Annotated in this window: 10 protein-coding genes, 1 tRNA gene and 1 pseudogene; 3 read left to right on the plus strand and 9 right to left on the minus strand. The window is 50.7% G+C overall.

What is annotated here, in order from left to right:
- Nucleotides 1–170: 170 nt before the first annotated feature.
- From IQ260_RS21035 to IQ260_RS21060, 6 genes are all read right to left on the minus strand, one after another.
- Nucleotides 171–458, minus strand: coding sequence for an HU family DNA-binding protein (locus IQ260_RS21035; protein ID WP_322745011.1), 288 nt, complete (start codon nucleotides 456–458; stop codon nucleotides 171–173).
- A 130-nt stretch (nucleotides 459–588) separates the two neighbouring features.
- Nucleotides 589–816, minus strand: a complete 228-nt coding sequence (locus tag IQ260_RS21040; RefSeq protein ID WP_163671302.1) for an indolepyruvate ferredoxin oxidoreductase subunit alpha — start codon at nucleotides 814–816, stop codon at nucleotides 589–591.
- A gap of 81 nt (nucleotides 817–897) precedes the next feature.
- Nucleotides 898–2106 (minus strand): ATP phosphoribosyltransferase regulatory subunit, encoded by a 1209-nt coding sequence (locus IQ260_RS21045; protein ID WP_193995057.1) that lies wholly within the window; start codon nucleotides 2104–2106, stop codon nucleotides 898–900.
- 67 nt (nucleotides 2107–2173) lie between these two features.
- Nucleotides 2174–3133, minus strand: a complete 960-nt coding sequence (locus IQ260_RS21050) for a J domain-containing protein (protein ID WP_193995058.1) — start codon at nucleotides 3131–3133, stop codon at nucleotides 2174–2176.
- Nucleotides 3134–3305: 172 nt separating this feature from the next.
- Nucleotides 3306–4127, minus strand: coding sequence for an inositol monophosphatase family protein (locus IQ260_RS21055; protein WP_322745010.1), 822 nt, complete (start codon nucleotides 4125–4127; stop codon nucleotides 3306–3308).
- A gap of 63 nt (nucleotides 4128–4190) precedes the next feature.
- The gene (locus tag IQ260_RS21060; RefSeq protein WP_193995060.1) at nucleotides 4191–4559 is read right to left on the minus strand and encodes a 2Fe-2S iron-sulfur cluster-binding protein; all 369 of its coding nucleotides are present in this window, start codon (nucleotides 4557–4559) and stop codon (nucleotides 4191–4193) included.
- A 111-nt stretch (nucleotides 4560–4670) separates the two neighbouring features.
- Here IQ260_RS21060 and IQ260_RS21065 point away from each other — a divergent pair.
- Nucleotides 4671–4757, plus strand: a tRNA-Ser gene (locus IQ260_RS21065).
- A gap of 71 nt (nucleotides 4758–4828) precedes the next feature.
- Here the strand turns inward: IQ260_RS21065 and IQ260_RS21070 are convergent.
- Nucleotides 4829–6553, minus strand: coding sequence for a DMT family transporter (locus IQ260_RS21070; protein WP_193995061.1), 1725 nt, complete (start codon nucleotides 6551–6553; stop codon nucleotides 4829–4831).
- Nucleotides 6554–7071: 518 nt separating this feature from the next.
- Here IQ260_RS21070 and IQ260_RS21075 point away from each other — a divergent pair.
- Together IQ260_RS21075 and IQ260_RS21080 are read left to right on the plus strand one after the other, a co-directional pair.
- Nucleotides 7072–7737: a response regulator transcription factor gene (locus tag IQ260_RS21075; RefSeq protein WP_193995062.1), complete on the plus strand. Its 666-nt coding sequence runs from the start codon at nucleotides 7072–7074 to the stop codon at nucleotides 7735–7737.
- A gap of 121 nt (nucleotides 7738–7858) precedes the next feature.
- The gene (locus IQ260_RS21080) at nucleotides 7859–8590 is read left to right on the plus strand and encodes a GUN4 domain-containing protein (protein ID WP_193995063.1); all 732 of its coding nucleotides are present in this window, start codon (nucleotides 7859–7861) and stop codon (nucleotides 8588–8590) included.
- Here the strand turns inward: IQ260_RS21080 and IQ260_RS21085 are convergent.
- The gene (locus tag IQ260_RS21085; protein WP_193995064.1) at nucleotides 8526–9239 is read right to left on the minus strand and encodes an HAD hydrolase-like protein; all 714 of its coding nucleotides are present in this window, start codon (nucleotides 9237–9239) and stop codon (nucleotides 8526–8528) included. The genes IQ260_RS21080 and IQ260_RS21085 overlap by 65 nt on opposite strands.
- A 285-nt stretch (nucleotides 9240–9524) precedes the next feature.
- Nucleotides 9525–10092, minus strand: a pseudogene (locus IQ260_RS21090) (AarF/ABC1/UbiB kinase family protein); the annotation flags it as partial.

Below are 10092 nucleotides of genomic sequence, written 5' to 3' on the forward strand. Positions count from 1 at the left end.
CCTATTAACTGAAGCTTTAGTCAAGGCCCTCAGAACTTTGACTAAACGGGAAAAACCATTGTGGTCCAATCTTAGGAGATAAATCTGTCAATCACAGTCGCTACTGGCCTGTGTGTTACAGATTGGATCACACCAAAGATCAGCCAGCAATGCCAAAAAGTTTACTAAGCTTAGGCAGCAACCTTTTCTTTGAATGCCTTACCCGCAGAAAATGCAGGAACTGTGGTTGCTGGAATTGTCATGGTTTCACCGGTCTTGGGATTGCGACCTTCACGCTGCTTGCGATCGCGAGGTTCAAAGCTACCGAACCCCACTAGGGTCACCTTATCGCCACTGGAAACAGCCTCCATAATGGACTCAATAGTTGCTGATACGACAGCATCTGCAACTTTCTTTGAAACACCGGCCTTTTCAGCCACCGTATCTAGCAGTTCACCTTTGTTCATAGCAAGAGAAATCAATACTTCCAGGTATTTTTAGCACAGGTCCACATAGAACGCAAGTACTAAATCAACTAAAACGTCCATAGTACAGCGGTTTCCGCACCACGAACGCCTTTATTTTGAAACTGAGCCTACATTAGCTCAATTAAACCGGGGTTTTCTGTAAATCAGGTTTTTCTTCAGGTAATATTGCCCCTTCCACAGGGCAGACCTGCAGACAAATACCGCAATCAATGCACACGTCAAAGTCGATCCAGTACCAGTCCGTCCCCTTCTTATTTTTCTTGGGACCCTCATGAATACAGGCTACAGGACAAGCATCGACACAATCAGCAACGCCTTCACAAACGTCGGTAACAATAGAGTGGGCCACGGCGCTCCTCAGTATAATGTTCGTCAAAAAGTACATCCTGCCGGGGATGTCCCCCAGGGCATGTAGTTACATTTGTTTATCTTAAGTCAGGTTTTCCACGCGGACGTCGCCCTGAGCGGACACCCAAGCAATATTGGCGATTGTGCGGCCGCTGGCAAATTGCCGTAGTGTGGCTTCTGGTACAGACGGGTCGAGACTCAGCTCTACACGGGTCAGGGGCTCCGCCTGACGCAAGGCTTGGGCATGGGCAATGGCGGCGGCGGCGGCGGCAGGCACCGTGGGTACAACCAGCCAGTCACTGTCAGCCACTGTGTGGGGCAGGTGCGTCTGCAAAATCTGCTGCAGGGTTTCTCCGTTAAGCACAAAACCAACGCCTGGATAGGACCTATGCTCAGGGTGAAAGAGGCTGAGTAAATTGTCGTAACGGCCTCCTTGGCCCACCACTTCACAGGTATGCTCGGTGCGCACAACAGCTTCGAACACTACACCTGTGTAATACTCGAATGTTTGCATCAGACTGAGATCTAACACGAGCTGGGGTGGGTTCTCTGTAAACGTGCTCTCCAGTAGATCGACTAGGTTTTTGAGATCACCGACAATCTGACGCTGTTGGCTATTGAGGTCAAGTTGGCTCACCCGAGTCAGAACCGTGCGCGGCTCTCCCCGTAAATCCAGGATGGTTAGCGCCAGCGTGCGCAATTCATTAGACAGAGGTAATGTTTCTAGGGTGACGCGATCTAGGGCTGCGATCGCAACTTTCACCTGCTCCCGCATATCCATCGGAAACGGCGCTAGCAAAGATTCGGTCAAACTAGCCTCACTCAGGAGCAAATGCCAGTCTTGTAAGCCCAAGGCCTGGAGGCAGTCAGCCATAATCAATAAAACTTCAGCGTCGGCCAGGGAACCACTAGCCCCCAGGAGTTCGACGCCAGCCTGGTAAGACTCCTGCTGTCCCCCCTGGCTGCCCGTCGATGACCGCCGAAAGACATTGGCATGGTAATAAAGCCGTTGGGGATAGTGACTAATGCGGGTCACCGCTGCTCGCGCAATGGATGCTGTCAGCTCAGGCCGCAGCCCCAACCGTTCCCCTCGGCCATTGAGTTCAATGACTTCAGACTGCTGAATGGCACCGCCTGCCATCAGCGTATCCATATTTTCAACGGTGGAGGTAATGATTCGTTGGTAGCTCCAGCGCTGAAAAACGGCCTCGATGCGATCTTCAATCCAGCGCTTTTGCGCCACATCTAACGGGAATAGGTCGCGTCCCCCCGCTGGTGGTTGATAGGTCATGACTGTACTGGCTGCAATGGCTATACCAGCTTAAAGCCTGATGGTGATGAGCGACTAGCTATCCAAGTTACTTGCGTTTCCTACCGCCAAATAAACTGCCAAATAGGCCACCGCTTGGCTTTTGGGGAGTCTTATTAGAGCGTTTGCCAGTAGGAGGTTTATCAGGAGGAGAGTTTTTACCCATCCGCTTAGCGTAGGCATCTAGCTTCTGTTTGACATCCGCAGCGGTTTGGTTATCAGGATCGAGTTCTAAGGCACGTTTGGTATGAATACTGGCCATTTTGAGTTGTTTACTCCGCATGTAAAGACGCCCTAGCTCCGCGTGGCATCTGGGATTTTGGGGATGGGCCTTAACGGCCTCCCGCAGCTCAATGATGCCCCGCGAGAAATTGCCCTTGTACTCAAATTCCTTGGCTCGATTGATAAAGCTTTCAATTAGCTGAGCGCGACGTTCACGGGCAGACATCACCGTAACGGTGTCCGATTCCCCCGCACCGCTGCCAGTGCCATCATCGACTACCGGTGGTTTGTCATCGTCTTTAGCGGCAGCAGGAGCCCCCCCTTGACGCATCACATAGGCGGCATTGAGTTCGCTAATTTCACCGATGGCATCAACTACAGTATCCAGAGACTCATACTGGTCCAGTACCAAAGGTTTCAGAGCATTGCTATAGGCGTAGTCTACATTGTTGCTACTAGCCACCTGTTTGGATGGTTCGGTAGATAGGGATAGCAACGCCGGTTGCTGCTGGAGCTGCTGCCCTTTGAGCTTCAGGCTCACCTTATGCTCAACAGATGATTTTTCCTGGCTGAGGACTTCGTAGGCAGGGTTGACCAGCTTAGATAGCAATTCGCTGGCCTGCTGCTTTTGATCGTCAGTCGCCTCCCGTAAGCTGTCGGGGTGAAGCTTACGCGCAATCTTTAGGTAGCGCTTTCTTACCTGTTTCGCGTCAGCATCTAGCGGCACCCCCAAAATGGCATGGTGATCGACTAGGTCCAATTTGAATAGCCCGCGGTTAACCTGCATCTATCTAATTAATTGCGATCGCTGGTTTTGACAACTTAATCTTAGTGTATCCGTATTGGCATCTAATACCTGTAACTGGCTTGACGCCAAATCAACACAGAATGTGCCTCGTAACATAAAAATGTTACATGACATTTTCTCTATATCGGTAAAAATAAGTAGACGGGACTACCTACGGTTTAAATTGAGGTAAGGGCTGAACTTGGCTTAATTCTTGAATTATGGCTGACTGTAAATGACGGTTTGTAGCCACTAGCCTGCCAGAGTAAATATCAAACGGGCTACCATCATAGGCACTGATCTGGCCACCTGCTTCCTCTACCAGCACCACTCCTGCTGCTAGATCCCAAGGGGACAAACCCCGTTCCCAATAACCATCCAAACAACCACAGGCCACATGGGCCAAATCCACAGAGGCAGAGCCACCGCGACGCACGCCCTGGGTCAGATGGGTTAAGTGACAAAATTCGGCATAGTTATTGTCGATAGTCTCCCGACGGTCATAGGCAAACCCCGTCACCAGTAGGCTGTTCTCTAATGCTGTCGTTGCCGATACCTGGATTGGTTGCCGATTGTGGGTGGCCCCTAGCCCCTTCGCCGCCCGATAGAGATCGTCCAAAATCGGGTTATAAACCACCCCCACCATCGGTACCCCAGACACCAGCAAACCGATGGAAACCGCACAGAGCGGGTACTGGTGCGCATAGTTGGTCGTGCCATCCAGGGGATCAATGGCCCACAGGAAGGGACTATCACTCTGGCCGAGTTGACCCGATTCTTCAGCCAAAATGGCATGGTCAGGAAAATGACGCTTAATCACTGCTAGAACCGCTACTTCAGAGGCACGATCCGCTTCAGTCACTAAATCTCCAGAACGGCCCTTCTCTTGAATCGAGGATAGATTCCCCCAGTAGGTTTGCAGCACCGCACCGCCTGCCATCGCTGCCTCGGTTGCTACGTCCAAGAAACGCTGCAGATCTTCAGTTGTAGGCATTACGCTCATTGGTTAAGCAATCGTTTAGGTCAATTAGATCAATATTGATTGTGCTTGATTGTGTCAATCCTCATCCAACGGCAATCCAAATCGCACCTTACCCTTGCCAAAATAGCGACCAAACTGCTGCTCATAGACTTCGTCTTCATCCTGGGTTTCCACCTCTAAATCGGTGCGCGGGTAGCTAACACACAAAAGGGCATAGCCTCGCTCTCGCAGACCAGGGGAAAGCCCCATGGCTTCAGGCTGCTCCACTTCTCCAGACAGAATGCGCACCGCACAGGTGGTGCAGGCCCCGTTCCGACAGGCAAAGGGTAAATCAGCCCCTTGATTTTCAGCCGTTTGCAGAATGTAGCGATCGTCAGGCACCCGAGCTATATAGTGACGACCTTTTTGACGGTGGTGAATATGAATCGTGTGGGTTTTGGTCATGGAACCAGATAGAAAAAGCAGCGGTGCCCTGCAATAGTCCCATGAAATACGCACCACTTTCTGTTACTATGTTTGAGCTGTAAAGATTTAATTCTTCAGCGAGATAATCATGGAGAGGTGGCCGAGCGGTCGAAGGCGCAGCACTGGAAATGCTGTAATGGGGTGACTCATTCGAGGGTTCGAATCCCTCCCTCTCCGTTTTAACTTTAACGATAAATCTCCACTAGGTTCTATGCCCTCATAGTGCGAGCTGATGAAAGATTTGGGGTCTAGGGCATCGTCTGGTCTTGTCGGTTTAGCCGATCTAACGATAACGTCATCCCTCCCAGAGTAATAAGAATAATACCGGGCCACTGGATGATCTGTAGAGTAGGCTGATTAGTCAGGAGTAAAGCCGCAAGTAAGGCGGTTAGAAAGGGTGTGGCTGCGGCGATTAGAGAGGTGCGTAACCCTCCCACTAATCGCAATCCAGTGTAGTGAAAAAAGTAGCTGACACTAGCCAACAGCCCCAGACCCAGACCTCCTATGACAAACTGACTGGTTAGATCTTGGGTAACGACTAAGGGACGGATCAACAGAATCACGCTGCTGAGAATAGCCATAACGCAAGATTGAACCAGCCCAGTCGAGACAGGGTGATTTTGACGGCTAAGGCTATTGGTTACCACATATAGTGCAAACGCAACGGCTGACAACAGGGCTGCCCCAGTACTCGCAAAGGAAAGGGGTCTGAGGATAAGCACTACCCCCATAGCTATGGCCAACATCACCACACCTCTCAATAGAGTGGGGCGTTCACCATTGAGCCACCACAGCAGGGGGACAGCTAACAACGGATAGGCAAACAGTAACGGGGCCGCCGCCGCCGGTCCCAGGGTACCAGCCGCCTGAAACAATAACACTTGAGCAAAAAAGTAAAAAACACCACCGCCTATCAGCGCCAATAGCCGCGATGTGGAACGCAGTGACTGCCCCACATCACGCCATACTGCACGGTACAGCTGAGGCGATAAAACTATCAAAACCGGGATCAAGACCACTAGCTGCAACCACAGCAGCGTATTGGCATTGAAGAAGCTAAAGGTATTTACCCCCGCCAGCGCACTGCCAAACACAGTCCCACCTAAACTCAGACCGCCAACTAGTACGGTAATCGCGCTAAAGCCGAGGGTAGCAATGGCGCAGAGCACCATACCCTTCTTTAAGGTGCGTTCATGACCCGCTTTCGGCACACTGGCTAAAGCCGGGGTCATTGCTGGCCCCATAGTCTGACCGGCAGTCTGACCGGCAGTCTGACCAGAAACAGTCTGACCAGGATAAGCCGGTACTACCCGACGGGTGGTACCGGCTAACTGATCGGGCCGTGGACGCTCCACATAGGCACGACTGCCCACAACAGCACTGCCATCCTTTAGAGGACGATTATCCAGGGTACCTGGGCGTCCCGTCTGAGTTAGGTCAGGGGAGCGAACTAGCTGATCGCTCAACCGTTCTACCAGACTCCCAAGGATGACTTCCCCCTGCTGCTCCATGGTCTGCATCCGGGTTAGCTGCTGAGCAATGGCGCTTTGATAGCTGCTGAGATCTTGCTGTAGGGCTTTGACGCTGCGGTTGAGGGTATCATCAAGGGAATGGAGCCAGTCCTGGGTGGGGGTGGGCAGTTCCACCGAGTTGGTCACATAGGCATGGAGATCATCTCGCAGGTTTTGGGCCAGTACCTGGGCCAGACGTTTTGCCCAAGCATTTTGCTGAGCTAACTGCCGCTTGGACAGGGTAACGTCCGACTCGTTTTTTAACGACTGATAGTCAATATAAAGCTGGTCATACTCTACTCGCAGCGCTTCTAAATCACTGATTAGACGCTGTTTTTCAGTTTGTAGATACTCAATATCCTTGGCTAGCTGATCGGCAAAGTGCCGCTGCAGTGCCTGAAAATCATCATCCAGCGACTGCAGTAGCGGGTCATTCGTGCCTTGATTACCAGACTCACCCATGTTGCTCCCTCTTACCTATGCTGCGCCTGCGACATCATTCCCCTATATCACCCAGGTTCAGCCATACCCTGCTTTATACCTAAGTTTCGCGTTGGTGTCGATACTGTACCAGTCAACCCAGACTTACAAAACAATAACCGTGTTATCCGTCACCTCCAATCTAGAAACCATCACAATCTCTAAGAAACAAAGAAAGGGATGTCTGCCAAACTTAAAAAGCTTTAGCTTTGAGCAGGGCATCCAGCTAAAAAGTATCTAAAGTATCGTTGCAAAAGTAATTGGACATTATTGGGGCGTTATCAATATCAATTAAAGTAACGCTCAAACAGCCGTCTATCGTTTCATTTCTGCCTGCCCTACATAAACCTCCATATCGCACTTTGATTCAGTGAATTATTTGTTATGTAGAACGTTCAATGTCAGCGCCATAGCTGTAGGATTGATAAAATTAATTTGGATAGGGTCATGGGAGTTCGGACAAAGGATTTAGCAAGTACGCTGAGGCAGCTAAAACTAGGATGAAAAAAATCCTGATCGTTGATGATGACATCACATTGCGGGCTGCATTGACCCGCTATCTGCGAGAGCGCGGGTTTCAAGTTAGCCATGCGTCTTCTGGCACGGAAGGGTTAGCTCTCTTTGAACAAGACCAACCGGATCTAGTGGTCTCAGACGTCATGATGCCTGAGATGGATGGCTACGAGTTTTGTACCAAACTTAGGGAAATTCGCTCGGGTCAGCTGGTCCCGTTTATTTTCCTCTCAGGACGAGGCGAGCTAGACGATCGGATTCAAGGGCATTCCAAAGGGGCTGATGACTATATCGTTAAACCGTTTCACCCCAAGGAACTGATTGCCAAAATCGATGCTCAACTAGAACGCTCCCGGCGCATGCATGCGGAAATTATTCGACTGGTGCAACAGATGCCTGCCCCTGAGGCAGCTCAACCACCGCCGCCCGAGCCCTTGCCCCTGACTCCCGCAGAGGAAAAGGTATTTTGGGAGGTGATCCAAGGCTTTACTAATAAGCAAATCGGTGAACACTTGTTTATTAGTCCGAGAACGGTTCAAACCCACCTCAGCAATATTCTTAGCAAGCTATCTTTGGAAAATCGGTCCCAGCTGATCCGCTATGCCTTTGAACATGGTTATCGGCCAGCCAGCGCTGAGGAGTCTGAAAAGTAGCGAACGTCATCTGCAGACGCCATCTTGTATTGCTCAGACATTGTGAGGTAGCCTGAGAGCTGGCTGATTATCAAAACAATGTTTAAAGCAACGCCAGAAGCTGGTGTTATAAACGCCCGATATGAGTAACGCATCCGCTGATTCCCCAACGGCTCTTCCGTTAGATACTGACAAAACGGCCAAACTTGCCGAACAGCTACTCTCCAATAATTTAAAGCGCCAGCTCAGTGCCGTTACAGAATTAGCCAGCACTGACGAGTCGGGTATTGCCATCCTGATCGATTTTCTTAAAGCTAACGCCACCAGCGATTCCTCTGCAGCGGCAGGCAAAGCGTATCAGTTGCTGAGTAACAGTGAGTCGGTGGCGGCTCAGACCTTTCTAGCGGAGACTTTACCCCAGGGGGTTGTCACCCTTAAGTCCGATCAAGGTATTGACTACCGCCCTTTACAGACGCTGCTAATTGGCCAGGAATATGAAGCGGCCGATCGGCTCACGTTGCAAAAGCTATGTGAACTGGCAGGCCCCGCTGCGGTTCAGCGTAAGTGGGTCTACTTTACTGAGGTAGATAGCTTTCCTATCAACGATTTGCTGACCATTGATCAGCTGTGGCGAGTGTATTCAGAAGATCGATTTGGTTTCTCAAAACAGCGGGAGCTGTGGCTCGGTCTCAATCAGAATTGGAACCGGCTTTGGGAAAAGCTGGCTTGGAAATCAAAAAATATTTGGACACGCTATCCGGATGAGTTTGTCTGGGATTTGTCAGCCCCGGTGGGCCACTTGCCGCTGTCTAATCAACTGCGTGGGGTACGCATGATGGAGTTTCTACTGTCTCATCCTGCTTGGGAGCAATAAATCGCCGCTGCTGACTTTTGTGAAATTCGCTGACGGCTTGGTAGAGGTCCTCGGGGGTATCGACTAGGAATGTGGGGCCCTGGGCTTCTAGGGCGGTGCGATCGCTAAAGCCCCAGCTCACCGCTGCCACGGCTAACCCCTGACAGTGGGCGGATTCTATATCACGGGTTTCATCGCCGATATAGAGAATTTCCTCAGATATCAGCCGATGACGCCGCATAATTCGTCGTAGGCTGCGGGCCTTACCCAGCAGGCCAATGTTGCCATAGACCTGATTAAACACGTGGCTCAAGTCATGGCGCTGTAGAAACGAATGAATAGTAGACGGGGCATTGGAACTAGCAATCATAATGGAGTGACCATCGCTGTCTAACGCTAGCAGCACCTCCCTCAGGTGAGCAAAGGTTTGAATCGAGTGAATATCGTGGCGCAGCTCCCGCCGCACTCGCCGCATCAAAAAAGGCACCTGAAATAAAGGTACATGCGACTGAGCTAGCAGCTCAGCCGTACTGAGAGCACGCAGATATTTCAACCGCTCCGGCGTCGTCTGGGGATAGCCATAGTGAACGGCTAAGCGGTTAGTAATAGTGACGATCGTTTCCAACGTATCGGCGATCGTACCGTCAAAATCAAAAATGAGAACGGTCACGTGGGTGGGTTGTAAAAAACAATCAGGAAAAGTGGCACAAACAGTAGCTCAGCGAGACAGCTGTATAGTTATCTATGCCCAAACCTAGAATATGGCTAAAGAAATTCTTAAGCCAAGACATCTGGGGATAAATTTTTGGCAAGACGGTCACTCCCCATCCCATCGCTACCCCCATAAAGCCTCTACGTACAAATACTGTAGCTTTAGGTTCCCTTTATTGTGGTAGCAAATTATCCTACTGTCAGAGATACCACTATAGGCGAAGAGTCAAGACTTGACAGGACACTAGCGCCAGCGGCCCGAGCGCAGAATGCTGATAATTAGCCAAAGACCTAGCAGTGTGGCGGCTGTAAATAAGCTGGTGCTCAGCCACTGCAGCTGAATATTGGTTTGGTTACTGGAAATGATGGCGGCGCCGATAATCAAGGCGGCTACCACCGTGCTAAATGAGCGTCGATTGGCCGCCTGCTCAATGCTTTGCTGTAAACTATCCAGCTCCTTGACATTAATGTTCCAAGTCAGGGTTTCTTCGCTAAGACGATCTAACAAAAAACCAAACTGACGGGGAGCCGACAGCGATAAATTACGAAACTCTAAACCGGTGCGTAACAGCGCCTGTAGGGGGTCATCGCCAATCAGCTGCTGACGAAACAGGTCCACCATCAGCGGACGAATTTCAGCGATGAGATTAATCTGGGGATTAAACTGGCGCGCCACCCCCTCTAGATTGGCCAGGGACTTGGTAAATAAGCCAATATTGGCAGGCCAGCGCAGATGGTTGCGGGTGCCAGCTTCTAAAATTTCGGCAAAAGCAGCAGCGGTATTAAAGTTTTGCAGCGATAGCCCGTAGTAG

It is taken from the genome of Leptolyngbya cf. ectocarpi LEGE 11479 (assembly GCF_015207065.1).
GTDB classification, from domain to species: Bacteria; Cyanobacteriota; Cyanobacteriia; order Phormidesmidales; family Phormidesmidaceae; genus Leptothoe; species Leptothoe ectocarpi.

Excerpts from the sequence above, each read along its gene's own strand:
- IQ260_RS21045 (WP_193995057.1), bottom strand. The coding sequence starts at position 2,106 with ATGACCTATCAACCACCAGCGGGGGGACGCGACCTATTCCCGTTAGAT.
- IQ260_RS21050 (WP_193995058.1), bottom strand. The coding sequence starts at position 3,133 with ATGCAGGTTAACCGCGGGCTATTCAAATTGGACCTAGTCGATCACCAT.
- IQ260_RS21055 (WP_322745010.1), bottom strand. The coding sequence starts at position 4,127 with ATGCCTACAACTGAAGATCTGCAGCGTTTCTTGGACGTAGCAACCGAG.
- IQ260_RS21060 (WP_193995060.1), bottom strand. The coding sequence starts at position 4,559 with ATGACCAAAACCCACACGATTCATATTCACCACCGTCAAAAAGGTCGT.
- IQ260_RS21070 (WP_193995061.1), bottom strand. The coding sequence starts at position 6,553 with ATGGGTGAGTCTGGTAATCAAGGCACGAATGACCCGCTACTGCAGTCG.
- IQ260_RS21075 (WP_193995062.1), top strand. The coding sequence starts at position 7,072 with ATGAAAAAAATCCTGATCGTTGATGATGACATCACATTGCGGGCTGCA.
- IQ260_RS21080 (WP_193995063.1), top strand. The coding sequence starts at position 7,859 with ATGAGTAACGCATCCGCTGATTCCCCAACGGCTCTTCCGTTAGATACT.